At 57.4% G+C, this 25902-nt stretch carries 16 protein-coding genes; 1 reads left to right on the top strand and 15 read right to left on the bottom strand.

The genetic code is table 11. The annotated features are described in order from the left end of the window. Nucleotides 1-252: 252 nt before the first annotated feature. Complete coding sequence (gene bcsE / locus EA20_RS0108425; RefSeq protein WP_081772560.1) at nt 253-1776, top strand: cellulose biosynthesis protein BcsE; 1524 nt, start codon at nt 253-255, stop codon at nt 1774-1776. Between the two features lie 191 nt (nt 1777-1967). Here bcsE and EA20_RS0108420 read toward each other — a convergent pair whose 3' ends face one another. From EA20_RS0108420 to EA20_RS0108350, 15 genes are all read right to left on the bottom strand, one after another. Further along, nucleotides 1968-2966, bottom strand: coding sequence for a glycosyl hydrolase family 8 (locus tag EA20_RS0108420; RefSeq protein ID WP_038381562.1), 999 nt, complete (start codon nt 2964-2966; stop codon nt 1968-1970). Nucleotides 2967-2977: 11 nt separating this feature from the next. Next, the gene (bcsD, locus tag EA20_RS0108415; RefSeq protein WP_024966403.1) at nt 2978-3445 is read right to left on the bottom strand and encodes a cellulose biosynthesis protein BcsD; all 468 of its coding nucleotides are present in this window, start codon (nt 3443-3445) and stop codon (nt 2978-2980) included. 2 nt (nt 3446-3447) lie between these two features. Beyond that, nucleotides 3448-7251 (bottom strand): cellulose biosynthesis protein BcsC, encoded by a 3804-nt coding sequence (locus tag EA20_RS0108410; RefSeq protein ID WP_024966402.1) that lies wholly within the window; start codon nt 7249-7251, stop codon nt 3448-3450. Between the two features lie 8 nt (nt 7252-7259). Then, on the bottom strand, nt 7260-9935 hold the full coding sequence (gene bcsB, locus EA20_RS0108405) for a cellulose biosynthesis cyclic di-GMP-binding regulatory protein BcsB (RefSeq protein WP_024966401.1): 2676 nt from the start codon (nt 9933-9935) through the stop codon (nt 7260-7262). Beyond that, on the bottom strand, nt 9932-12031 hold the full coding sequence (bcsA, locus tag EA20_RS0108400) for a UDP-forming cellulose synthase catalytic subunit (RefSeq protein WP_024966400.1): 2100 nt from the start codon (nt 12029-12031) through the stop codon (nt 9932-9934). The genes bcsB and bcsA overlap by 4 nt, the downstream gene beginning before the upstream one ends. A gap of 91 nt (nt 12032-12122) precedes the next feature. After that, a complete protein-coding gene (gene bcsQ / locus EA20_RS0108395) occupies nt 12123-12920 on the bottom strand; it encodes a cellulose biosynthesis protein BcsQ (protein WP_024966399.1) in 798 nt (265 codons plus the stop codon). Beyond that, nucleotides 12911-13579, bottom strand: coding sequence for a cellulose biosynthesis protein BcsO (gene bcsO / locus EA20_RS0108390; RefSeq protein ID WP_024966398.1), 669 nt, complete (start codon nt 13577-13579; stop codon nt 12911-12913). Before bcsO ends, bcsQ begins: the two co-directional genes overlap by 10 nt. Before the next feature lie 556 nt (nt 13580-14135). Further along, entirely contained in the window at nt 14136-15143 is a 1008-nt protein-coding gene (gene dppF / locus EA20_RS0108385) for a dipeptide ABC transporter ATP-binding subunit DppF (protein ID WP_024966397.1), read from the bottom strand. Beyond that, a complete protein-coding gene (gene dppD, locus EA20_RS0108380) occupies nt 15133-16119 on the bottom strand; it encodes a dipeptide ABC transporter ATP-binding protein (RefSeq protein WP_024966396.1) in 987 nt (328 codons plus the stop codon). The genes dppF and dppD overlap by 11 nt, the downstream gene beginning before the upstream one ends. A gap of 10 nt (nt 16120-16129) precedes the next feature. After that, a complete protein-coding gene (gene dppC, locus EA20_RS0108375) occupies nt 16130-17032 on the bottom strand; it encodes a dipeptide ABC transporter permease DppC (protein ID WP_024966395.1) in 903 nt (300 codons plus the stop codon). 10 nt (nt 17033-17042) lie between these two features. Next, nucleotides 17043-18062 carry a dipeptide ABC transporter permease DppB gene (gene dppB / locus EA20_RS0108370; RefSeq protein ID WP_024966394.1) on the bottom strand — a complete coding sequence of 340 codons (1020 nt, stop codon included), beginning with the start codon at nt 18060-18062 and terminating at the stop codon, nt 17043-17045. A gap of 272 nt (nt 18063-18334) precedes the next feature. Beyond that, nucleotides 18335-19945: a dipeptide ABC transporter periplasmic-binding protein DppA gene (dppA, locus tag EA20_RS0108365; protein WP_024966393.1), complete on the bottom strand. Its 1611-nt coding sequence runs from the start codon at nt 19943-19945 to the stop codon at nt 18335-18337. A gap of 838 nt (nt 19946-20783) precedes the next feature. Further along, nucleotides 20784-24203, bottom strand: coding sequence for an ImcF-related family protein (locus EA20_RS0108360; RefSeq protein WP_024966392.1), 3420 nt, complete (start codon nt 24201-24203; stop codon nt 20784-20786). A 5-nt stretch (nt 24204-24208) separates the two neighbouring features. Continuing rightward, complete coding sequence (locus tag EA20_RS0108355) at nt 24209-25639, bottom strand: hypothetical protein (RefSeq protein ID WP_024966391.1); 1431 nt, start codon at nt 25637-25639, stop codon at nt 24209-24211. Continuing rightward, nucleotides 25639-25902, bottom strand: coding sequence for a PAAR domain-containing protein (locus EA20_RS0108350; RefSeq protein ID WP_024966390.1), 264 nt, complete (start codon nt 25900-25902; stop codon nt 25639-25641). Before EA20_RS0108350 ends, EA20_RS0108355 begins: the two co-directional genes overlap by 1 nt.

Raw genomic sequence — 25902 nt, 5'->3', positions numbered from 1 at the left:
CTCACAGGACTGCCGTGGACGTCTGCTGTAAAAAACGGGATCGGCCTCCCGCACCGGGAAGCGTACCTTTATTAACCGGTCGCTTGCCTTATTCCTGTTCTCCGCCAGCGAATATCCTGACAGCGTACGGCTATACTTAGGCAAACGCTTAAGCCGTGTTTCAATGAAACTGCCATACCTTGTCAGGTATAGTGGCAAAAATAATCCGAAAAAGCTTCACTTCAATCGGGCTACTCCCTGAGGTCCTGAAACATGAGTGACACGAAAAAAGCGATAATTTCCCCCCTTACCCTTGGGTTTGGTCAGGCCAGAAAAGCCTGCGTGCGGATGCAGCCTGCAGGCTGTTACTGGATAACGGTGAGCCCGGAAGAAGACGCACAATTACTGGCACAGCATTGTGCCAACGGCCAGCGTCCGGTGGCGATTATCTGTTCGGGGAGCGGCGCTGAGGGTTTGCTCCCACCACCAGCCACTGACGGGACGCCCGCCATCCCACCGCTCATCCTGCCAGCGACGGAAGAGGCGCTGATGAGCCTGGCTGAGGATCCGGCGTATCTACTGCCGCGTTCGCCTGGCGTCATCCTTTTTTTCACCACGGCTTCCCTTTGGGAGACATTATCCGCTGCCCGCCGTTACGCCTGGATAAAAAAAATACAGGCGTCTTTCGCGGGTCAGCCCTCTACCCTGCTTATCATTACTTCCGTGCCGGAAGTTCACTCGCTGCGCCCACAACTGCAAACTTTTTATCGCTATCTCAGCGGACTTTCCCATCTCAGCCGGCACCAGGATCACTGGGATTATCGCATCAGTTGGTGGGCAGACAACGATGATATGCTGACCGACCGGACGCTACGGCTCTCCTTCACCGACGGACGTTTCACCCAGATAAGTCAGGATCAGCAAGCGGCGTCACCCGTCCCGGAAGATGTACACATCTACTTGCTGGAGCAATCCGTACCTGAAGGCGAACAGGTGCAGGCCAGCCACTGCTGTTTGTTTGAGAATAATGCGGCCCTCTACGCCCGCGCCCGTGAAGCGGACGCCGCAACCGTCGTGTTCTCTCTGAACCAGAGCGAAGAGATAGCCAGCCTGGCGGGCTACATTCACAGCCTGCGCCGCAGTCGCGGCAGCGCGTTGAAAATTGTGGTGCGCGAAAAGCAGGCCGCGTTGCGCTACGGTAACGAACGTCTTCTTCTTGCCTGTGGCGTTAACGCGATTGTCCCCTTCAGCGCGCCGGTATCACGCCTGTTCGCCACGCTGGCAGACATTCAGGGCCATATCTACAACCGGCACGTGCCTGCAGAACTGGATGTGCTACTGAAATCGCTCCATCCTCTCCAGGAAAGAGGCTACCTGGACCCGGCATGCTTCTCCCGCTCGGTAACAGAGCGCATGAATAACGCGCAGGCGCCGGAAAAGGCGAAAGGTTTGCTGATCGCCTTTGAAAGGCGCTCCGGAGTGACGGCAGAAGCGGTGCTAAGCCAGTGTAAGCCGCGGCGCTTTGGCGATGTGTTCACGCTGGCGGAGAACAGGCTCTGGCTGTTTCTTTCCTCATGCCGCTACAACGATCTGGATACCGCGCTCAGGTTCATCTTCCGCCAGCCTGATGAGGAGATGTTCAGCCGCCGCATGGTGTGGCATGAAGAGGCAGAAATCATCGGCCAGACGGCGCAGATCGGATCATGTGAACCGCATGCGCAGGCCGCTTCCCTTACGTCGCGCAGCGACCGGCAAAATGCCATGCCCGGCCATGTCCCATCCGATAAAGCGCCCTGACAGGCTGCCTGCAGAAAACTGAGGCAAGCTTCAGTAAAGCAGGAAGAAGAGGAATGGGGAGTAAAGCGTCCCGCGCCAGGGTTGGCGCGGGACGGATATCAGGAACGATGCTTGTGCGGCTTTACGGGCAGTTTTTCTCCTGAACCGCAACCTTGCCCGTCACCGCAGGCAGTCCCTGCGGGATCGCTTTTTTACCGATCTTTCAGCGCCAGCCAGGTCAGCAGCCGCAGGCTGGAAGAGTAGTAATCCTCTTTTGCCTCCAGTCTGTCGCTGAGAAACTGATTCTGGTTAAGCGTTAAATCCCTTACCGCCAGCAGGCCACCCGCCATGTTATAAGGCGCGGTGGTATTGCTCAGCACGTCGATCCACGCTGGCGTCTGCAGCCGTGAAAAATTCATCCAGAAACGCTGGTAAGGCACCAGTTGCAGACTTTGCGGATCGTACCAGTAGAGATAAAGCGGCACGCGTATCGCATCATAGCTGAAGCGCGCTGGCCAGGCGGTTGCTGGCGCAACGCTGCCATCCGCATTCAGCGCAACCCAGTCCGTCGGCAGAGCCGCCTGGCCAAAGCGCATCTTCTCCAGCAGCGCCATGCCGCTGTCGATCAGGCTATTCCAGACTTTCAGATGACTGCGGCGGGCAAAATCCTGCCAGGCCGGAAAAAGGAAATAAGATGGGTTAAGCACCACATAGCTGGTTTTGTTAAAGCCATTATTTCCCGGCAGCATCACCGTATAGCCAGCAAAGGTAATCACGTCCCGCGCAACAATCGCCTTTTGGATCTTGTCCGAGGCCGCCAGAAAAGCGTTGTTGTTCCATTTTTCTCCCGCCTTCAGCAGCGCCCAGGCGATCAGAACATCGCCGTCAGAGGCGTTGTTCTTGTCAGCCACGGGATCGGCGGCGGAAGGGGTGTATTTCCAGTAAAACAGCCCGGTCTGGGGATTTTGCAGATGCTGCTGCGTCCAGCGCCACAGGCTGTCAAAGCCGCTGCGGTCGTTGTACCACACCGCCATCAGCATCGCATATCCCTGACCTTCGGTATGGCTGATGTTATTATTGCCGGTGTCCTGAATACGGCCTTCGCTGGTCATATAACGGCCTTTAAACGCCCCCCAGCCCTCTGCTGCGCTGACCTGCGCACAGCTTAAGATTAACGCCATCACTACCATGCCTGCCCGGAGAAACCCCATTATCCTGTTCCTTACTTCTGATAGCGGAAATTCAGCGTTGTTTCGCTGTCGGTTGTTTCACACAGCACCGGTACTGCCGGACTGCCACCCAACTCGCGCAGCCAGCGAGCGTAAAGGCCGGTCAGCACAGCGCCGAGGGCCTGGCGCCACTTCTGCGCCTCGATCTGGCCATCGCCCAGCGGCAGCGCGTTGTGGCAGATGAGCAGCGACGTTTCGCGCGGTGCCAGATCGACAAAACCCCAGTTAAAACGCGCCAGGACCTGGTTAATCTGCCCCTCCAGGTCAGCCACGGTCTGCGCACCACCTAAAGGATAACGCGTGGCCAACTCTTCTCCCATTTGTTGCAGGAAAGCGTGGCTCTCATGCTCACCAGCATTGCGCAGCATGCCGTTAATCATCAGGCTGAGCAGATCAAACCAGCCCGGCTGAGACTGTTGCTGGCGATAGTAATGCAGGGTACGATCCTGTAAATCACTCATGCTTATTTGTCCCCGAGCATATAGCGGAAATAAAGTCTGGCGGTGCTTTCGTTATAGTCGCCAAAGGTGTCGTAACCCAGCTGTCCACCCACGGTAACGTCTTTATTCACCTTGTAGTCCGCACCTGCGTGCAGATTATAACCAATGCCGTTTTTGCTGCTGCCTTCGTAGTAGGCATCCTCAACGTAACCCCGATTGGCAAAGCCCTCAAGCTGGGCCTGCTTCTGCGGATCGGTCGGGAACCAGGCGCTGCGATCCTGCGAATAGGACTGATAGCCGACCGACCCGCCCACGTTCATTTTCAGATCGTCATAGTTGCGGCTCCACTCAACGGGGAAAGAGACCGCCACAAAGTCCTGCGGGCTGAAGTAGCCTCCCTGCCCGTAGCTGTAGTAGCTGAGGTTCTTTGAGAAATCCATCCAGCTGATGCTGATGCCCGTCTTCAGCTCGCCATTGTCATCATGGAACGGGCGCACATAGGCTCCCGCATTACCGACAAGGCTCTGGTTACTCTTAACATTCTCGCCGATATAGCTGTAGCCGCCGGCACCGAAATAGAACCCGGCATCGCCGTTATCATAACTAAGCAGCGCGTTACCGCCGTTTTTAGTCACGCGGCCCCAGCGCTTGCCACTCAGCTTGTCCTCAACGCCCACGTAGGAGAGCAGGCTGTCGGTAACGGCCCGGCGTTCTCCCGTCAGGATCAGCGTCAGATAGTCCGTCAGCTTAGGCGACCACTGAATACCCCCCACCAGCGTACTGAGATCCTGCCCGAGCGGCGTGGAGCCGAGATCGATTTTGAAATTATCGTTGGTCAGGCCGAGGTTCACCTCAACGCCGGAGGCGTTCTGCGATCCCGGTGAGTTGAGCTTCACTTCGCCGGGATCGATGTCGTTCGCCTGGGCGATACGGCCCTGCTCAAGCGCCTGCGTACCGTAGCGCGACAGTGCGCTGCCGGACGGGCTACCGGCGCTCAGGGAGACCGGCATCAGCGTAAAGTCGAAGCGCGTATCGCCGTAAGGCACCGTCGACCAGGTCAGCGGCGCCTTCGCCTCGGTCAGCTTGCTGAGGCCGGATTCGCCGTCACGCCCTCTGACCTGTACGGCACCCTGCGTCCAGGTGCCGGTGCGTTCTTCCAGCGTATCCATCATCGTATCGATCTGATGCAGCGTCTGGACCTGCTGAGACGGCACGCTGACGCCTGCGGTCTGTAGCGCCGTATCGCTGCTGCTGCCTTGCTGCCATGGCATAACGGTGCCGTAGGCGGAAGGTGAACGGCGCGCGGAAAGCGTGCTCCTGTTGATAAATGGATTATCCGCCAGTGCCATACCGCCAATAACCGGTGCAGTGCCGGTAGTCGCGCCCTCAAGGCCGATCATCCTGCCGCGGGCGGTACGCAGATACGCCAGCGCCTGCTGATGATCGCCATCCGCCTCGGCGACGCGCGCCATTAACAGCAGACGTTCCGGCGTCTGTTCGCCGCGCAGACCTGCCACCAGGCTTTTCGCTTTCGGCAGATCGTTACTGGCCAGCGCCACATTGATGGCGCCCACGCGGGCATCCTGGGTTGGCGTGTCGCGGGTCATCAGGTAGTCATAGACCACGCCCGCTTCTTTGTTCATTTTGCCGGACTGGTACAGCCGTCCCATCGCAAACATCAGGTCGCTGTTCTGCGGATCGTGCTGCAAGGCGCTAATCAGCTTGTCATAAGCGACAGCATACTGTTTTTGCTCGCGCAGACGATCGGCTTCCTGAATGACATAGCCGTTCTGAATACCTGCCAGCTGGGCTGAGGTGCTGCGGGATTGCAGCTCCGGATTGCGGAGAAAGCTCTGCGCTTCGCCGCCCAGGCCCGCCTGATTCAGCACCGCCACCTGCGCCGCATAATCGCCCGCATCGCCCTGAACGCCCTGCTGCATATTGCCGCGCACCAGGGAAACCGCCGTGGTCATGTCACCGGCATCGGCCAGCGCTTTCGCCAGGTTGCCCACATCCGCCGGATTCGCCGGTGGATTGACCGCCAGCGCTTTCAGGGTGTTCGCCGCCGCCGCGTTAGCGCCCTGCGCCAGATATTGCTGCGCAACGGCCATCTGCAGGTTGAAATTCACCCGCCGGGAGAGATCGCGCATCGCTTTGTTCTGACTACGGGCCGGAATGCGGGCAAGCAGCGTCTGTGCCTGTTGCCAGCCGCCGCTTTCGCTGGCGAACAGCGCACCGGCATAGATTTCGTTGCTGCTGGCGCCCTGCCGGAAGGCGGGCTGCATAACCCCTGCGGCCAGGCTGCTATTGCCCTGCTGCTGGTAAATCCGGGCGAGATCGAGTCGCAGCCAGGCATCATTCGGAAAGCGCTGCATTCCCTGCTGGAGCAGCGTAATCGCCTGCTGAGTATTGCCCGCGCTGAGCGCCTGCTGAGCCTGACGACGGACCGGCTCGCTGGTCACGGCGGGCTTCGGCGTCACGCTCTCGCGCACGCTGGCGGGAAGCGAAGAAAGCAGCGTACTGGCTTCTTCGCTGCGGTTTTGCTGACGCAGCACATAGAACAGCCCTTCTTTTGCCGGGCGATTATCGGGATCGCTTTCCAGCACGGCGCGGTAGCTCTGTTCGGCGGCCTCAGGCTGGTTACTGCGGCGCTGCACGTCCGCGCGGAACAGCCTGGCGGAAACGCCTTTTTCCCCTTCGGCCCGCGTCAGCGGTTCACTCAGGCTCAGCGCCTGGGCCGTATCACCGGCTTTCATCGCCTGCTGCGCCGCCGCCAGCTGGGCGTAGAAGCGGGCATCGCCAGCCTGCTGCTGACGCTGCTGCGCATTTTCGCCGCCCTGCTTCGCCGCACGTTCCAGGTAGTCAGCGGCGGCGGCGTAGTTGCCGCTGCGCTGGGCCACATAGCCGAGCCCGGCCAGCGCATCCGCATCTTCCGGGCTGGCCTCAAGCACGCGGTTGAAGGCGCTCTGGGCGCTGGAAACGTCACCGCTGTTGAGGGCGGTAAAGCCCTGGCCTTTTTCGGCACCGCCGACGTTTTTGCGGAAGTAAGCCATCACCGCGTTATCCTGAGGATGGCGCTGCTGATAGGTCTGATAGAGCGGCGCGTCCTCCGTCTGCGGAGAGAGCCAGAGCAGTGCCTGCCGCAGCGAGCGGTCGGCGTCGGCATTGCCATCCGCCAGGCCTTGTAGCATCTGCAGCCCTTCCCGGCGAGTCGATTCCTGATAGGTCAGCGCCTTGCCTAGCGCCAGCTTCGCGCCAATATCCTGCGGATGCTGGGCGGCGAACTGGCGAAGGTTATCCACGGCCTGCGGCAGCAGCGTGCGATCGCCAGCCATGGTCAGATAGTATTCAGCCGCGACGCTGGCTGGCGGTTCATTGCCGCTGAAGGTGTTACGCCAGGTTTGCAGCGAGGCGGCAATATTGCCGCTGCTCGCCTGCTGACGGGCCAGCGTCAGCTGCGCGGCCGGGATGGCCCGTAGCTGTCGCGCGTTATCCAGCTCAGCCAGGCGGGGATCCTGCGGGGAGATTTCACTCAGGCGCGTACGCCATTTCTCCGCCGTCGCGTTATCGCCGCTCTGCTGCGCCCACAGCGCCATAAGATAGATGGCCTGCGTATTTTTACCATCGACCATCAGCACTTTGTTCAGCGCGTCGCGGGCCAGATCGTCATGGGCCTTCTGATGCCAGTAATTCGCCTGGTCAAACAGCGCCTGTAAGGCTGGATTGGCGTCAGCCGCCGCTGCCGGGAACGCCAGCGCCGAAGCGGCGAGCGTCAGGCCGGGAACCCACATCAGGCGAAGTCTGGCGGTCAGCATTTTTATTTTCATCATGGTCTTCACTTCTTCTCGCCAGAGGAACGGGGATCATTCTGCGGGTTCAGCCGCTTCCAGGCGTGACGCTTCAACAGTACGCAGGTGCTCAACCCGACGAGGGTGGAGATCAGCAACGCCAGCAACGCCAGTACGACTGCGTGCTGATTGGCGTACCACACCACCATCATGTACCAGGGCATCTGCCCGCTCGGGAACTGCGCCCCGACGCGGAAGCTGCGGATGCCATTCTCATCGGTAATGATCGCCGTATCGCCGCGAATACCCGCATTAATGCGCTGCTGCGTCATATCCTGGTGAAGCCGGGAAAGCTGGGCATCATCGGTTGCCACCGTCATCACCACCACGCGGGATTCACTCCACGGCGAGCGGTAGCTGACAAAACCGCGCCAGTCTTCATTGGAGGAGAAGTAGCGATCGGCCTCCATTGTCTGGCGGAACCAGTCGCCGGTCAGCCAGCCGCGCAGGTTATCCAGCAGCGTTGGCGTTTTCACGCCCAGCGTATGGCTGCTCACTTCGAAAGGCGTATTCTGCAACATGGCGCGGGTAAAGGTGCTCTGGGAAAGCGTGGACACCGCCAGCACATCGCTGTTTTGCAGACGCGCATAGGCACCGCCACCCGCAGGCACACCAAACATCACGCTGTTATGCCGTAGCGCCACGCCGGTAGCGTTACCGGAGCGTCCGGCCATATCCAGCAGGGTGCCGATCTCTGCGTCACTGGGTGAGGCAGGCAGCATCAGCACGGTCTGTGAATAGTCAGCAAGCCGCGTAAACGGGAACGAGGCACCGACAAAATAGGAGAGGTCCGGCAACAGCGTGAAGTGGCGCGTATGGCTGAGATCGATATACGAATCATCTTCGATGCGGCTTTTAATATTGTTATTGGTCAGCACGCTACAGGGCGCGTTGGCCTTTGGCTTGATATTAAAATAGAGCTGGAGCTGGTTATCGCCGTAAATCAGATAGGGATCGAGTTTCAGTGTATAGCGCTCCTGACGCGCGTCGCCGCCCAGCCGGTGCCAGATATTCTCCAGCAGACCCACTTTGTTCACGCTCAGATTGCGCAGGAAAGTGCCGTTCAGGCTGACATTCAGGAAAGAGTTATCCTCATCAATCCAGCTTTCAGCCGGAAAACGATAGTTCACCTGTACTGGCAGCGTATCGCCATCCCACAGGAAGAGATCGGGCGCGGCGCGGAAGTTCACCCGCAGCGCGTCATGCCAGAGACCGGTGGTGGTCAGGCTCTGATCTTTACGCAGGAGTTCGCTCAGGCGAACCGGACGATCCGTATTAATCCAGCGCGGCGCATCATAAGGCTTGCTGACCGGGATGGTCTGCGTGGCTACCGCCAGCGAAGATTCCTCTACGTTCAGTGGCTGGATCAGCCGCCAGGCGGCCTGACGCAGTTCATCATCATTCTTGCCAATCACCAGCATCAGTTTATAAACCGGATTGACCGGATTATCGACTAAACGCAGCGTTGGCCCGCTCACGTCCGGCACCGCTATCCCGCCAACCGTTTCGCCAGGCTGGGCGAAGATAATACCGTTGTTCTCCGGCAGCTGATTGCGCAACACCGGGAAACTGACGCCGCGATAATCGGTCTGGATCCCAAACCATGAAGAGAGAATGGCCGCCGCGCTGACTTTACCCGGCGTGACCGTCTGACCAAAGACCATCGGCACGCTGGCGGGCGTCATCCGTAGCGGATCGATAAAGGGACGCGGGAAGTTAGCCAGGCTGTTGCCCATATTGAGCTGCTGACCTTCAAGCGACAGTGCGGTTTCAGGCAGGATGGTCACCTGATACTGGCTGGCGCTGTCACGCTCGCACAAAAGCTGCTCGGCATCGTTAATTTTAAAGCTGAGGTTATTGCTGGAGACGACCATCGCCGCCGGGATCTCCAGCTCATACTCTTCCTTCGCCTGAGCTGACGCGCTGAGCGGCAGCGTACCCAGCGGCTGGCCGTTGAGCATCAGTTGCAGAGAGGTGTTACGGGCTGCCAGCGCCGGGGAGACTTTCAGCGCCAGGTTCAGGCGGGCGTTAGTGACCACTTCATCACCAGGCAGCGTAAAGACGATGCCCGACTGCAGCTGTCCGCCGCTCAGCAGGACCCCGTTAGCCTGGCCCATCTGGCTGACCGTTATGGTGGTAGAGAGCGGCTGATTCAGGTTGAGCATAGTGCGCGTGGCGGACGCCGCAGAAGCCGGGGCATCATTCACCGCCGGAAACGGCGGCAGCCCGGCAGGCAGTGGCGTCGGCTCGCTGGCGTTTGGTGATGCCGGTGCTGCATCCGGCTGTAACGCTGGCTCAACTTGCCACGGCGCATCACTATTTTCCCCTGTCGTCGTCACCGGCACAGGGGCGGCAGTGTTCCCGCCCGCATCCACAGACGGCGGAATTTGCGGCAGCGTACCGTTATTTTCCCCTGTCGCAGGCGCCGGCGCGGCGGCAGCGGTATTCCCGCTGGCGTCCACAGACGGAGGAATTTGCGGCAGCGTATCGTTATTTTCCTCTGACGCAGACAGCGACGCGGCGGCAGCGGTATTCTCACCCACGCCCGCAGGCGGCGGAATTTGCGACAGCGCGCCGCTGTCCTGCGTAACGTTGTCGGGCGCCGCCCAGGCAGCGGTCAGCGTCAGTACGCCAGTCAAACCGAGTAGAGGTAATAACTTCATGCCACGCCATCCTCTTCAGCCTTCGCGGCCCGGGGCTGTGGTTTCGATCGACGATCTTTCCAGGTCAGCCAGAACAGTTCAAATACGGTACGCACAATGGTGACCAGCGAGCGCAGCGGCTTATCTTTCGGCCCTTCTGGTTTAATCCAGGCATCGGCACGTGAGAGGACAACGCGCACCAGCTCGCGACGACGGGCAAGCGGGATCTCATCAAACTTCAGGCGGATCACCCCTTCTTCAGCGCCAATCAGGCTGACCGGAATGGAGATCGCACCCGACTGGAGCATCAGATCAATCGCCTCGATTTCGTCGGTTTCGTGCCGGTTATCCGGTGCCGTTACCTGCGCGCCGCCCATCGACAAGTTCACCGTGGCGGTACGTGAAGAGATGCCGCTGGCGTAGTGCAGCACTACCGGGATAACCACATCAATACGGATCGTTTTACGCGTCTGTTTGGTTTCGCGCGCGACGGCAATCGCCGCCATCAGAATGATCAGGCTGAACAGCGCCCAGCCGACGTTCAGGGCGATAACCCAGGGATCGACGCCAAAATAGTCATGCGCGACGGCGCGTACGGTGCCGCTGACCACGCCAATCACCAGCAGCGCAGCGCAGATCACGTGCGGGCGTACAATATTAAAATCGAAGAAACCCACGTCCAGCAGGCCACCTTTATCCGTCACGTTAAATTTGCCATGTTTGGGCGAAATCATGGTCAACAGCGTCGGGATCACCAGGTGGAAGGCCATTACCGTTTCGTAAATCTCGCCCCAGAAGGTGGCGCGAAAACGCCCGTTCATCCGCGAGTTGACGTAGAGCGACATCACCAGATGCGGCAGCACATAGGCAAATATCAGGCTGGCGGAGGAGTGGATAATGTTCAGGTTAAACAGCAAATAAGCCAGCGGCGCGGTCAGGAAGACGACGCGCGGCAGGCCGAACTGGAAGTGCAGCATGGCGTTGAGGTAGCAAAGGCGCTGCTGCCACTTCAGCCCGCGTCCCAGCAGCGGATTATCGACGCGGAAAATCTGCGTCATACCGCGCGCCCAGCGGGTACGCTGCACCACATGCAGCCCCAGACGTTCTGTCGCGAGTCCGGCTGCCAGCGGCAGCGCCAGAAAGGCTGACTTCCAGCCGCGACGCTGCATCTTCAGCGCGGTGTGCGCATCTTCGGTAACGGTTTCGGTGGCAAAGCCGCCGATCTCTTCCAGCGCCGAACGGCGGATGACCGCACAGGAGCCGCAGAAAAAGGTGGCGTTCCAGTTATCATTGCCCTGCTGAACCGGACCGTAGAACAGCGCCCCTTCGTTCGGGATCTCCCGTGCCGCTTTCAGGTTACGCTCAAAGGGATCGGGGGAATAAAAATAGTGTGGCGTCTGCAGCAACGCCAGTTTCGGATCTTTAAGGAATGGCGCAACGGTCGCCTGCAGAAACGCGCGGGTAGCCACATGATCGCAGTCGAAAACGGTGATTAGCTCACCTTTGGTGATGCGCAACGCATGGTTAAGATTACCCGCTTTCGCATGTCGGTTGTCATCACGGGTGATATAGCCCACGCCCGCATCGGCCGCAAACACAGCAAACTCGCTGCGCTTGCCGTCATCCAGCAGATAGATTTTTATCTTGTCCCGCGGATAATCTATGCACTGCGCCGCCAGCACGGTATCGCGTACCACGTCGAGGCTCTCGTTATAGCTCGGCACGTAGATATCGACGGTCGGCCAGAGGCTGATGTCATCCGGCATCGGTTCAATGGTTCGCTTAAGCGGCCATGATGTTTGCAGGTAGCCCAGCAGCAGGATCACCCAGACGTAGATCTCGGCGGCAAATAAGCCGATGCCGAGAATCGCCTCGACTTCTGAATTAAAAGAGAGGGTTTCTGTCGCGCGCCAGTATATATAACGCGTCGACATCAGGGCGGAAAGAAACACCATAACCATGGAGGTTTTGTGGCTCTTGCTAATGCCCAGCGCAAAGAGAATGGCAATGGCGATCAGGCCAAAAATATATTGCTTCTCGCTGTCCATAGGGACAATCACGATAACTGCGGCGAGCGGGAATAATAGCAGCAGCAGGCAGTACAGGACTTTTTTCATAAGTCATCCTGGGAACAGACGATTATTCTTTATCGCGGCGCTGACGCGCCACGGAGTTTCAGGTATCCCTACCGGACGGTCAAACGCTTGTTTAACGTGATCTTATTGGGGCATGCATCTCGCCATCGCCGACTTTGATATCGAGCAGGGCGGAAATACGTTTACCGGTAATTTCAATATCAAAGGCGGCAGCGGAGACCGGGCTGAAGTCATAGATTGACTGCTGCGAGGCATTGGCTTCCGCCACGCTCTCATCACGGTTGATCACGCCAAGCAGCCTGTCACCCAGCCGCTGCTGCATAAACGCCGTCACGTCACGGCTGATATTACGGCGGCTGTCGCTCTGGTTCAGTACAAAGTAGTGGCCCAGACGATGATTAAGCGGACCACCAATCATTTTCTCATTCTCAATCTGCGGCAGCAGCGAGAGCGACGCGGTGTCGGCCAGCATCACCACAACGTGCAAATCAGCCAGGCCGGTCAGCGCCTTCAGCGCCGGGCCGGGGCCGGGAGGAAAGTCAGCCACGATCACCAGTCCCGGATAGTTCAGAACGGTGTGCAGCCCGCGGGCGAGGAAGTTAGGGTCACGGGCTAAATTATCTTCAAATTCAACACGCTGCTCTTCAGTGACGTCGCCATAGGGCATCACAAAAATGTTCCCGCCGGTGGTCAGAATCGACTGGCTCCAGTCGGGGGACTCAGCAGACTTCGCCACGAAGCCGCGCCCGTCTGAGAGCGGTACGCCAAAATGCAGGCGCAGGGCGTTCTGGACGTCAAAATCAATCGCCAGCACTTTACTGCCGCCGCGCGCCAGGGTGTAGGCCAGGTTCGCGGCAAGGGTGGTTTTACCGACGCCCCCTTTAGGAGAACAAACACAAACTAGCGGCATAGGGCAATTCTCTCCAGAAGAGGTTGAAGCAGCGTCTCTTTCGGCAGCAGATCTGGCGGCGTGTCCGGCGTCGCGCTGAATAACTGTTTAAAACGGGGCTGCTCAGCCGACACTGCGGCAGCCAGCGGCGATGCCACAGGTCGCGAGCCTGTCGCCGGGAACGAGGCGGTGGCAGTAAAAAGCGAAGGCGACGCCTCCTGGTGCGCAGAGGTTTCTTTTGCAGGCGTTACTGCCGTTTCTGCTGGCGTTATCACATCCGCCCTGGCCGGTTTTAACGAGGCGGAGATCGTTTCCAGCAGCGATCCGGCAGGCTGAGCGGCCGGTTTCGCCGCGAGAATAGCGGCTACGCTCTGCGGCTGGGCCTGCTCAGGCGGGCGTTGAGACGGCGGCGTTATCTGCTCAGACTGGGGTTGACGTGTCTGCGCTGGCGCAGGCACGGCAGCCGTTCTGAAAATATCTTCCGTTACGGGCTGGGGAGCCGTCACGTCAACGCGCTGGCCGTTGCCCAGGCCATGCCCGGCGCCCTCCTCTTTCAGCTGCTGGATTATCGCCCAGCCTGCACCGTCTGAATGTTTCGTCTGTTCAGACATATCCTTGAATTCGATATGGTTTGTTTGCGTTTTTTCTTTAAAACGCTGGAGATCGTCATAGCTTTTCATGGAAGCAGTCGCGAAGAGTGGGGAAATTTCGCGGCAATATAACATACAATTTTTATTTTCATCAGATTAATCTTAGTGTTAAAAATGCCAGGTTCAGTAAATAATTTACTCTCAAGGATTAAACATTCCGATGACGCCCCGAAGCGTTAATCTTGGCGCTTATTACCGGGGTTAACATCACTATCAGAGCGGCGTTAACACATTTCTCTCAGACCGCTATTTTTTGTTAATTCTTACTGAATTAACGTCATTTCCCCGCTCAGGCAATGCTTAAGTTAAACTTAACAAACAATCTGCAACCTTGCTCGCAAATTTCTGAAAAGTGCGCCGGAAGAGACTGTACTCACACGCTTTCTATGGATATTGAGGCCAGCAGGATAAAAAAAGCGCCAAAATGTCCTTAAGCCAGTCTGAGTTGATGGCGTTAACAGGATAATTGTTATATTAAAAGATGAAATGGGCGCCTGAGCGCAGAAGTGAGGGCTTTGCCGCGCGGGGAGGCAACGGCAAAAGCTGGCCCGTACCGTTAATGGCGGGCCAGAGAGAGAGTGCGCACTCAGACGTTGACCGGGTTTCCTTCATCCTGATCGACGGCGAAACAGGCAATCTGCTGATCGCCATACTGTTTCAGCTGAGGCTGAAGCTGGGTACAGGGACCAAAGCGTCGACGGCAGCGCGCGTTAAAAGCGCAACCCGGTGGCGGGTTCAGCGGGCTTGGCAGTTCGCCGGTAAGCTTAATCCGCTCACGCCGATCGTCCGGGTTCAGACGCGGCGTGGCCGAGAGCAGGGCCTGGGTGTAAGGATGACGGGGGTTGGCAAAAATCGCTTCCTTTGTACCCCGCTCCACGCAGCGGCCCAGATACATCACCATCACCTCATCGGCAATATGTTCCACCACGGAGAGATCGTGGGAGATGAACACATAGGAGAGGCCCAGCTCTTCCTGCAAATCCATCATCAGGTTCAGCACCTGGGCGCGTACCGATACGTCCAGCGCGGAAACCGGCTCATCGGCGATCAGCACATCCGGGTCAAGCATCAGGCCGCGGGCAATGGCGATACGCTGCCGCTGGCCGCCGGAGAACATATGCGGATAGCGATCGTAATGCTCCGTTTTCAGCCCCACTTTGGCCATCATCGCCAGCACTTTTTCCCGGCGTCCGGCTTTGCTCAGATCGGTATTGATCAGCAGCGGCTCTTCCAGGATCTGGCTCACCTTTTTGCGTGGGTTAAGCGATCCGTAGGGGTTCTGGAAAACGATCTGAATTTTCTGGCGGCGCAGCTTTTGCGCCTCGGGATCGTGTTTCAGCAGATCCTGCCCCTGATAAAAGAGCTGACCTTCCGTCGGCGTCTCTATCATCGTCAGCAGGCGACCCAGCGTGGATTTTCCACAGCCTGACTCGCCCACCACCGCCAGCGTTTTACCGCGCTCAAGGTTGAAAGAGACGCCATCCAGCGCTTTCACCAACTGCTCCTGGCCAAAAATCCCTTTCTTCACCGGATAATGTTTTTTCAGATCGATCGCCTGCATCAGCAGGGACGAGTTATCGTGTTCAGGCTTCATAAGTTGGTCTCCCGGCATCGTCCAGAGGATAATGGCACTTGGACTGACGCCCCGGAATATCGCGTAATTCAGGTTCGACAGCGCGGCAATGGTCGGTGGCATACGGGCAGCGCGGATTAAGCAGGCAGCCGGTCGGGCGGTCGTACTTGCCCGGCACCACGCCAGGCAGCGACGCCAGACGCGCCCTGTCTGCGGCAAACTCCGGCAGCGCACGCAGCAGTGCCTGTGTATAAGGGTGACGCGGCGCTTTGAAGATATCAGCCGCTTTGCCGGTTTCCACCACCTGGCCTGCATACATTACGATGATATGCTGGGCGGCTTCAGCCACCAGCGCCAGATCGTGGGTGATCAGGATCAGCGCCATATTCTCCTGCTGCTGAAGCTCCAGCAGCAGTTCAATGATCTGCGCCTGAATGGTCACATCCAGCGCCGTCGTCGGCTCATCGGCAATCAGCAGTTTCGGACGGCAGGCGATGGCCATCGCGATCATCACGCGCTGACTCATCCCACCTGAAAGCTGGTGCGGATAAACGTCCAGACGGGAGGCGGGATCGGGAATGCCCACCTGATTCAGCAGATCGATTGCACGCTGGCGGCGGGTGCGCTTATTGCCGCCCTGATGCACTTTGATCGCTTCCATAATCTGGTAGCCAACCGTGTAGCACGGGTTCAGGCTGGTCATCGGATCCTGGAAAATCATCGCCACTTCCGAGCCCACCAGCTGACGGCGCTCTTTTTCGGAAATGCGTTGCAGGTCGCGCTGGTTAAACTCCAGGTTTTCCGCCATCACCTTACCGGGATAATCAATCAGCCCCATAATCGCCAGCGAGCTGACCGATTTACCGGAACCGGATTCCCCCACGATGCCCACCACCTGGCCCTGTTCGACCTGGTAGCTGATGCGGTCAACCGCACGGAACGGTGCTTTTTCGTCGCCGAAGTGCACCGACAGTTTGTCTACATTTAATAACGCCATCAGGTGCCTCTTACTGCTTGAGTTTCGGGTCGAGGGCGTCACGCAAACCGTCGCCCATCAGGTTAAATGCCAGCACCGTCAGCAGGATCGCGACACCAGGGAAGGTGACGACCCACCAGGCACTTTGCGCATACTGCAGCACGTCGGAGAGCATGGTGCCCCACTCCGGCGTTGGCGGTTGCGCCCCCATACCCAAGAAGCCCAGCGCGGCCATATCCAGAATCGCGTTGGAGAAGCCCAGCGAAGCCTGCACGATCAGCGGTGCAAGGCAGTTAGGCAGAATGTTGATAAACATCTGACGAAGCGCGCCTGCGCCAGCCACGTTTGACGCGGTAACGTAGTCGCGGTGCACTTCCACCAGCACCGCGGCGCGGGTCAGACGGATATAGTGCGGCAGCGCCACAAAAGTCAGCGCAATAGAAGCGTTCACGATTGAGGGGCCGAAGACCGCTACCAGCACCAGCGCCAGCAGCAGGCTTGGCAGCGCCAGCATGATGTCGACCAGACGCATAATAATGGCGTCCGTCACGCCGCCGACATAGCCGGCGATCAGGCCGAAAATAACGCCCAGAATCAGTGACAGCACCACAACCATACAGCCAACCAGCAGCGACAGACGTGCGCCGTACATCAGGCGGGACAGCACGTCGCGGCCCACATCATCAGTACCCAGAATGTACTGCCAGCTGCCGCCTTCCTGCCAGACAGGCGGGTGCAGCAGGGCGTCACGGAACTGTTCCGATGGCGCGTGCGGGGCAATAAAGTTCGCGAAAATCGCGATTAAAAACATGATAACGACGTAAACCAGGCCGATAACGGCACCTTTGTTACGTTTAAAATAGTGCCAGAACTCCTGTACAGGGGTCATAGGCTTGGGTGCAGCGCTCACGCTGCCTGGATCAACTAAAGACATCCTGGCCCCCTTATTTCTTATGACGGATGCGCGGGTTAACCACGCCGTAAAGCACATCAACCAGCAGGTTGACCAGAATAATCAGCGTCGCCACCATCAGCACGCCACCCTGGACCACCGGGTAGTCGCGGCGCTGGAGGGCATCGATCAGCCAGCGGCCTAATCCCGGCCAGGAAAATATCGTCTCGGTCAGGATGGCACCGGCCAGCAGCGTCCCCACCTGAAGACCGATGACGGTCACCACGGGCAGCATGGCGTTACGCAGGGCGTGAATCACAATCACCCGCATACGCGTCAGGCCTTTGGCACGGGCGGTACGAATGTAATCTTCGCCCAGCACTTCCAGCATGGAGGAGCGGGTCATACGCACAATCACAGCCAGCGGGATCGTTCCCAGCACAATGGCGGGGAGGATCATATGCATCACCGCATCGTGGAAGTCGCCCTCTTCACCCCAGAATAAGGTGTCGATCAGCATAAAACCGGTCAGCGGCTGAGTGTCATCCAGGAACACCGTATCGCCGATGCGACCGGAGACGGGCGTCAGATCAAGCTGCACGGAAACCAGCATGATCAGCATCATGCCCCACCAGAAGATCGGCATGGAGTAGCCAGTCAGTGAGATGCCCACGGCGGTATGGTCAAACAGCGAGCCCCGCTTTACCGCAGCCAGCACGCCCGCTGGAATACCGACAGCGACGGCAAAAATCATCGCGCAGAAGCCCAGTTCAAGCGTCGCCTTAAAGCGTGGGATAAATTCATCCCAGACCGGGATGCGGCTTTTCAGGGAGATCCCCAGATCGCCATGCAGCACGCCGTAAACGTAGGAGACGTACTGCTGCCACAGTGGTTTATCCAGCCCCATCTGGGCCAGTAACTCCGCGTGGCGTTCAGGAGAGATACCGCGTTCGCCAGCCATAATCAGCACCGGGTCACCCGGGATCATATGCACAAACGCGAAGGTTAACAGGGTGATACCAATAAACGTCGGGATGACAAGTCCCAGACGTCGGAGTATGAACTGCAACATATTCCGGATTCTCATTAAGTTCCCGCCGGCTCGTAACCGGCGAGATTATATTTGCTCACATCTTGCGGCAGAGCGAACTCCCCCGCGACGCCGGTGAAGGCGCCTTTACCCAACAACTATTGAATGAATTCAATGAATGACTTCAGAAACGCTTATCGGGGTGCAGGTGACCGTCCCCACACAGGGCGCATCAGCGCCGTCCCATCGCTTATCGCCTGGGACGAGGCGCTACGCCGTGCGAGTCGGTCAGTTAACCCTGCATCCGGTCACGGTTATTCCTGAATATCAACGTTCTCGAAGTGATGTTTACCTAAAGGATCGACAACATAGCCCGACACTTTCTTGCTGACTGGCTCATACACGGTGGAGTGCGCGATGATCAGCGCAGGTGCCTGGTCATGCATCACGACCTGAGCCTGCTTGTAATGCTCAATACGTTTGTTGTGATCTGCTTCAGCACGGGCTGGCTGGATCAGATCTTCAAACGGCTTGTAGCACCAGCGCGAATAGTTGGAACCATCTTTCGCCGCGGCACAGCTGAACAGGGTCGCGAAGAAGTTATCCGGATCCCCATTATCACCGGTCCAGCCCATCATCACGGTCTGGTGTTCACCCGCTTTGGCGCGCTTCAGATACTCGCCCCACTCGTAGGTGACGATTTTGGCTTTCACGCCGATTTTCGCCCAGTCATTCTGGATCATCTCCGCCATGCGGCGGGCGTTCGGGTTATACGGACGCTGTACCGGCATCGCCCACAGGTCGATAGAGAAGCCTTCAGCCATACCAGCTTCTTTCAGCAGCGCCTTCGCCTGCTCCGGGTTATAGGCGTAGTCTTCTACCGCGTCGTTATAGCTCCACATCGTTGGCGGGATCAGGTTTTTGGCGGTCTGGCCTGCACCCTGATAGACGGCATCGATGATCGCCTGTTTGTTCACCGCCATGGTCAGCGCCTGGCGAACCTTCACGTTATCTAAGGGTTTTTTCTCGGTATTGAACGACAGATAGCCAACGTTCAGGCCCGGCATCTGCATCAGGTTGATGTTTTTATCTTCCTTCATGCGCGCAATATCGGCCGGGTTCGGATAAGGCATAACGTGGCACTCGCCTTTCTGCAGTTTGGCGTAGCGCACGGACGCGTCTGGGGTAATGGAGAAGACCAGGCGATCGATTTTAGGTTTGGTGCCCCAGTACTGGTCAAACGCCTTATACAGGATGCGGGAGTCTTTCTGATACTGCACCAGCTGGAACGGGCCTGTACCCACTGGTTTCAGGTCGATCTGCTGTGGGGTACCGGCCTTCAGCATATTATCGGCATATTCTGCGGACATGATCGAGGCGAAATCCATTCCCAGGTCAGCCAGGAACGGCGATTCAGGACGGGTCAGCACGAAGCGCACGGTGTGATCGTCCACCTTCTCTATTTTGCTGATCAGCGCGGGCATATCCATGCCTTCGAAATACTCATAGCTGCCGCCAGAGACGCCGTGATATTTGTTCTTTTCGTCCAGCTGACGTTCAAAGGAGAACACGACATCGTCGGCATTGAAGTCACGGGTCGGCTTGAATTCTTTGGTGGTCTGCCACTTCACGCCTTTACGCAGGTGGAAGGTGTAAGTTTTGCCATCTTCGCTGATGTCCCACTTCTCTGCCAGGCCAGGCTGCAGCTCGGTGGTGCCGGTTTTGAATTCCACCAGACGGTTATAGATCGGTACAGAGCTGGCGTCATACGTCGTGCCGGAGGTGAACAGCTGCGGGTTAAAACCTTCCGGGGAACCTTCAGAACAATACACCAGGGTTTTAGCCTGGACGCCAGCGGCAACGGTGAGGGCGATCAGGCTCAGACCGACCTTCAGCATTCCTGTCTTGGCCAGGGAAATACGCATGCTTTTGCTCCAATTGTGATGTGGTGTTGTGTTGTATGTACTGACGCGGGGCCTGGTTTTTTTTATGGCGGCCCCGACGTAATGCCTTCCGGCATCGGTGACGAGTGGTCAGCAGGGCTGTCGGGATGCGGTAAAAAAGCATCAGACAATTCTGCTTCTTTTGTTCACTGAGGCATCAATTTGTCAACTGTTGCCGTGAACGTCAATACAACTGTGAGGTATTTACACAGAGTGTGAGAAACAGCAAGCAAATATAAAAAAAACGCTTTTTGGCCAAATCCAGGGTAAACGCATGAGGGAATCGTCGTTAACCACATAAAAAGCCTGCCATCTGGCTAAAGCGCAGCGATAAGCTCCGGAAAAAAACACCGGAAGCTGACCGCTAAGTGCCTCATTTTTGAACGATACACTTTGCTTATACCTGATCCGGCAGAGGAATATGCTGCCGTAGCGATATAAGAAAGGCGCAGTTTACGCAAAACGGTCATAAGAAAAACGCGGCGCGAATTAAGCGCGGCGAGGATGACGGGAGAAGGCGTTTCGGGGGTTTTCTGGCGGCGGAAAAGTGCCTTAGAGTTGAAGCACTTTTATTACAGGCAGTATAAAATGCTGCGGGAGCAGCAGGCAGTTCAATGCGCGAAGGGAATTAACCCCTCTTAAAGAGGCCATTGCCGTTCTCAGTTAATCCTGTAACAGCTCAATATACCGGGCGATTTTCCGATCCTTCATTCTGCGCCTTCTTAATGGTGAGGCCAGTTTTTGGGGCGCAACGATGCCTGCGGCCACAAGTGATGTTAGTTTCCCAGAAAGGCAGAGACGGGACTCTGCAAAGTACTCATTATTCAACTCCATCCATGTCACTGTTTCCGGCACTGGCCATCGGCGCCTGAGCCGTGGCCGCGCTGTCGACACTGAATATCTGATCCGGCAGCGTGAATCCGCGCAGATCCAGCAGCGCCAGCGGACCTTTTCCGAGTTGTGAGCGCAGCACCCACTGCAATGTGCGACCGTCCTGGGCGGTAAAGCTCATCATCCACTGGCTGCGGTCAAGCTGCTGACGTTTACCCTGCTCCAGCCAGCGAATAAAGCCCCAGGTCCCGCCGTAATCCCCGAACAGACGCGCACCGGCGTTGACCGTAGTCCAGGTCAGCATCGTCCCCGGTTTGTAAGTGTCTCCCGGCCAGCGGAAGCTCTGCCAGTCGGCCATCTGGTTGAAGTAATGCAGCTTCTGACCGTCGATGGTCAGCTGCGTTTCCACTACCTGTGGTGCAGGGCGTGCCTGCAGCTCAAAGCTGATGCCCTGGCTGCCATCGGTGAACAGAATGTCTGACAGCTGGCTCAGCTGGTTAATCGCCCGCAGGAAAGCCGGGTTAAAGCTCAGCCCCTGGCTGTTGACCTTATCCGGCACCCACTGGCTGCCCTCTTTGTGCAGCACACCGCTGAGCTCTGTCGTCAGAAAGCGTTCAATACGCCCGCTGTCCTTACGCACAAACTCAGCCAGCATCGGCAAAGAGGCATCACTTTTGCTCGCGACAAACGGGAAGCGCCCGTCAAAGGCGGTGTGCCAGTTCGCCACCACCGAACGGCGCCATTTATCATTCAGGCTGGCTGCCGATGGCTGAAGCACGGTCTCCCAGGCCTGGGTCAGCGGCTGCACAAACAGGGTGTTGCCGAATCCGCTCCACTCTTCGCCAAGGCTTGCCGAAATCAGACTGCCGTACTGCTGCGTGTCGGTAAGGTCCACGCTTTTGCCCTGGAACACGGTCTGCGCCAGGGCCTGCATCATTTCCTGCGGGTCCGAAGCGCTGGCTACCTGTTGCAGACGCAAACGCACCCGGGTGATGCGGGTCAGATACGTCTGCAGGCTCAGTGAAGTGTCAGCCGACATCACGTTGCTGCCTTTGTTTTTACCCAGAAGCTGAAGGAGCGGGCCAAAGGTTTCATCGAGCGGCCCCTGTGGGCCTGACGCAGACTGGTCAATCGCGGGTTTGTCCTGTCTGCCTATGAGGTCTTTAGCCGATTTGATGATGGAATCTGAAAGCCCTTCGCTTTGCTGGCCAGTCTGCCCCTGCCAGGCAATGGTATTCATCAGGGCAATCAGCGGCGACTGCCGGACGTCACTCATCAGCGTCAGCTGGTCGGTAACGTCAGCAATGTTGTTTGCCGGATTAAGTCGCAGGCTGTTAAGGAAGCCCAGCCAGCTGCCGGCAAAGTCGGTGAAGTAACGCTGCGTCAGCCGTGCTTTCAGGGCTTCCGGCGTCAGGTCTGAGGAGACAGCTTTGCGGCTGTCACTCAGCACCCAGTCAATTTCATCCCGGCGGGAGTTTGCGGCCTTTTCGATAGCCTGCTGAACACCGCCTTCCCAGGCCTGGCGGGTGAACATGCCCGGCACCACCTCTTCTGTGGTAAACAGTCGCCGCGCATCGGTGCCGCTGGTCATCTCTTCCAGAGACACATCAGCAAAATTACGACGCACGGATTTGAGCATGTTTTGATAGAGCGAGCTTTCAGCGTTACGACGTCCGATTTGTTGCAACAGCACCTGACGACTCTGGCTGACCAGCTGCATGTCCGGGGTGATTTTCCACTGCGGTTGCTTAGGCAGTTCGATGATGTAAAAGGCCCACAGATCCGGGGAAAGGCTTTGCCAGAGGCCGGTTGAGATACCTGTCCGGGACGGTTCAACATCCTTCATGGTCTGTGCGTAAAACGCACCATCCACTTTATCCGGGCGGGCCATCATCAGCCAGGCTTTCAACTGGTCATAACCCGGTTTCGCAAGTGCCGCACGCTGATCGCTATTGGGCGCAGAGTTTGCCAGCACGCTGAGCTTCTGCTTAAGCGCCTCATTTGCCGGGTCACGAATAAGACGGTTGTTTGCCACGCCGTACCAGGGCAGCATCGCGTCGAGCAGCTGCTGATTATGGTCCAGACCGAAGCGCTGATACCATGGCGCGCCTTCCTGAATATGGTGTTGCAGGCGGCCGGCGTCATTACGCAGTTCATGCAGCGCTGTCAGCTGGTAATCCGATACGGAAGGATGCTCCACCAGAGCATGCGCCTGTTGCGCCACAGAGACAATCTGCAGGCGGTTGACCGCAAACGACAGCAGCGTCCCCGCCCCCCAGGCACCGATAATAGCCATCAGCGTCCAGGCCAGCGTCTGTTCCCATGCCATGCCGACACGGCGGCCACGCACGCGGGTACAGTCCTCAACGATCCCCTGCCAGGTCACCGGCAGGGTCAGCGCATGGCGTTGTGATTCCGGAAAATATTTCTCAGTGTCGGTAGGTGCAGCACCAGCTGTTCCCTCTAAGGTATCAGCGGATTTATTCTCCGGCAGGCTGAACATCAGGCCACGCAGCGGAACACGCTGCTGGGAGACAGAGAGCCATGGCAGCAGTTGCTGAGCCCAGCGGGCAATACCGCCGTCTTTGAGGTGCTGGCCCAGGCGCAGCAGGAAGTCGTGGCTGTTGTTCTCAGCGACCTGACTCACGCCTTGCAACCGCAGGGCCGGCAGCATCAGTTCAAGCTGGCGGATAACATCGTCTGCTTTGGCGCGCAGCGGGAAAGTAGCCCCTACCGTCTGTTCAGTGCGTTTTGCCTGCGACCAGGCGCTGTCGCACAGCTGCCAAAGCCAGACCGGTGCGGAATAGCGCAGCAGTTCGCTGATTTTTTCCAGACCGCGTAAATCGTTGTCGCTGATTTGTGGGGTCAGATTAAGCAACTGTGGCATGACGCGAACAATGCCGTCCAGTGGGCGCCCGCGACGCAGTTTACGCAGCGCAGTGTATTTCTCCTTATCGGGCTCAGCAGTCAGACTGCCGCCGTAAATCAGAACGGTGCGGTTGCCTTCAAGCCATTGCTGCTGTTGCAGGCCGGGAACCAGCTGTTCTATCGCCGTCTCATCGCCGGTGATTAGCAGCAGGCGGACCTTGCGGCGCCAGAAGAGGGTGTAGCGAGCTTTTAGGTGTTTGTTGAGTGCTGGAAAATCATACAAATCTGGCGTTTTTTCCTCATTGTCATCCTTGCTGTTATCCGGCGTTACAGGAGAGGAATTTTTTTGCGCGGACAACGTAAAAAAAATGACAGTACTTAATAGCGCGGTCAGGGCTACAAAGCCTGCCACTGTATACCAGTATATATTTTCATCACCTGCAGAGGGTAACTGGGTTGTTTGTGCAAGAACAAAGAACACCAGAAGAATGACGAGCAGGATAAGAAGTCCCGTCCCCAGGAATTTTGAGACCTTTTTCATGCCGGTTATTCCTTTCCGGACTGACGTGCAGCCTTGATAAATACAGGACACTGAAGACGGGCAATGGCACATCTCAGCACAAAAGCAATTCCGGGTAATGTCACAACCAGTGCCAGCAGCAGGAGAATAATCCCCGACCAGGAAAAAGACACTGAAGGGAAATAGCGATTCATCAGGCAGTACAGCCCAACATTAAGCAGTAATGCCACCAGAACAGAGCCTCCCGGAAAGGGAGGCGGAGCAACCAGATGATCAGGCCCTGCAAGCGGCGCGATGTTTCCGAGCGTAACAGCCCAGGCATCATCGTCACCTTCGAGAAGAAGCCACTGGCAGGCAGGTCCGTAAGCGGCCATCTCAGCCGCAGCCCCAATCATTGCCCAGCCGGCAAGATCACCATAGGGAGCGCATGCGGTGTCATAATCAATAACGCCGCCAGTGCCGATGCCATCATACAGTGGGACCGACAGATCATTCAGCACCCTGCTCACTGACTGTCGTGGTGCATCTGACAGTCCGCTGTGCCAGACAAGAAGTTTTTTGCTGGCAGGCGTGAGGGCCATATCCCGTAATTCACTGAGTTCAGCTGCAAGCATACTGGTGTTGAGCGGCATCGCCCGGAATAACCGTAGCGCATTTTTTTGCTCACCCGGATTCAGCATCGATGGCGGCATCAAAAACAATCCGCTGGCAAATTCAGGCTGAACATCATCGGGCTGGCGGTAGTGCATCGCCAGTACCAGTACGGGTCGTCTGGCCGCTTCCACATACTGGTTCCAGTCACCGGGAGATGAACCGGTATCCTGAAAATGGAGATCCACTTTCCAGGGCAGGGCTTCTGCCGTCCAGATACGCCGGAATAACTGCGATTCCCGCTCTTTATCGCTCCCGCCAGTCTGAACAATAATCTGTAGCGGACCCGAGGGATATCGCTGCAACAGCGCGGACTTCATCCTGGAAATGAGATGGCGGGAGAGTTGCTCAAAACGTGAAATACCTGGCGTAATCGGTTCTTCCGGAAACAGCGTTAAAGGAGGTGCTTCTGCTTCCTCCCCCACCTGCGTATGGGCAAGACGGGACAACAAACCTGTGTCTGCGGGCATAAAAACATGACTGAGAATGACGAGGTGCTGATTTGCCCGTCTGCGCCACATCAGACGCATACTCCGGCACCATTCGTTCCAGTTCCAGACGCGAATTGCCAGCGTTTCCCACCAGAAACTGTAAACAGCGATGGCTACCGAAATGCCTGCAAATGTCCGGATAGTCAGTGGTAACCAGTATCCACTGCCCAGAGAAGGCATTCCGGCAACTGGCGATTTCAGAACAGCCACAAGCAACCCGATAAAAAGCCCCAGGACAATAATCAAAAGACAAACCCACGGCGACCAGGCTGGTGCCTGCTCTTTTTCAGGCACCTCCGGCAGAGACCATCCCATCAGCCAACCTCCATATCCTGCATGCTGGCTATAACGCTTGCACCGCACTGCGTTTTACAGCCATGTAATACAATTCCACGCCCGTTTTCTTCATATGCAGAAACATCGCACTCGATGATTTTATTTGTGCCGTGTTCCGGGCAGCTGACGGTATCATTCAAAAGTGCGGCATTTTTACCGGATATATCGAAACTGGATGAGGCTGACGTTACTTTGCCACCATGCGAGGTGGCATCTCCTAAAACGACGGCATATTTACCCAT

Origin of the sequence: Pantoea sp. IMH (assembly GCF_000599885.1) — a bacterium.
Taxonomy (GTDB): Bacteria; Pseudomonadota; Gammaproteobacteria; order Enterobacterales; family Enterobacteriaceae; genus Erwinia.
This window is presented reverse-complemented; position numbering and strand designations above follow the sequence as displayed.

Bases quoted from the DNA above. Each gene is read 5' to 3' on its own strand.
- bcsE (WP_081772560.1), top strand. From the start codon at position 253: ATGAGTGACACGAAAAAAGCGATAATTTCCCCCCTTACCCTTGGGTTT.
- EA20_RS0108420 (WP_038381562.1), bottom strand. From the start codon at position 2,966: ATGGGGTTTCTCCGGGCAGGCATGGTAGTGATGGCGTTAATCTTAAGC.
- bcsD (WP_024966403.1), bottom strand. From the start codon at position 3,445: ATGAGTGATTTACAGGATCGTACCCTGCATTACTATCGCCAGCAACAG.
- EA20_RS0108410 (WP_024966402.1), bottom strand. From the start codon at position 7,251: ATGAAAATAAAAATGCTGACCGCCAGACTTCGCCTGATGTGGGTTCCC.
- bcsB (WP_024966401.1), bottom strand. From the start codon at position 9,935: ATGAAGTTATTACCTCTACTCGGTTTGACTGGCGTACTGACGCTGACC.
- bcsA (WP_024966400.1), bottom strand. From the start codon at position 12,031: ATGAAAAAAGTCCTGTACTGCCTGCTGCTGCTATTATTCCCGCTCGCC.
- bcsQ (WP_024966399.1), bottom strand. From the start codon at position 12,920: ATGCCGCTAGTTTGTGTTTGTTCTCCTAAAGGGGGCGTCGGTAAAACC.
- bcsO (WP_024966398.1), bottom strand. From the start codon at position 13,579: ATGAAAAGCTATGACGATCTCCAGCGTTTTAAAGAAAAAACGCAAACA.
- dppF (WP_024966397.1), bottom strand. From the start codon at position 15,143: ATGAAGCCTGAACACGATAACTCGTCCCTGCTGATGCAGGCGATCGAT.
- dppD (WP_024966396.1), bottom strand. From the start codon at position 16,119: ATGGCGTTATTAAATGTAGACAAACTGTCGGTGCACTTCGGCGACGAA.
- dppC (WP_024966395.1), bottom strand. From the start codon at position 17,032: ATGTCTTTAGTTGATCCAGGCAGCGTGAGCGCTGCACCCAAGCCTATG.
- dppB (WP_024966394.1), bottom strand. From the start codon at position 18,062: ATGTTGCAGTTCATACTCCGACGTCTGGGACTTGTCATCCCGACGTTT.
- dppA (WP_024966393.1), bottom strand. From the start codon at position 19,945: ATGCGTATTTCCCTGGCCAAGACAGGAATGCTGAAGGTCGGTCTGAGC.
- EA20_RS0108360 (WP_024966392.1), bottom strand. From the start codon at position 24,203: ATGAAAAAGGTCTCAAAATTCCTGGGGACGGGACTTCTTATCCTGCTC.
- EA20_RS0108355 (WP_024966391.1), bottom strand. From the start codon at position 25,639: ATGGGATGGTCTCTGCCGGAGGTGCCTGAAAAAGAGCAGGCACCAGCC.
- EA20_RS0108350 (WP_024966390.1), bottom strand. From the start codon at position 25,902: ATGGGTAAATATGCCGTCGTTTTAGGAGATGCCACCTCGCATGGTGGC.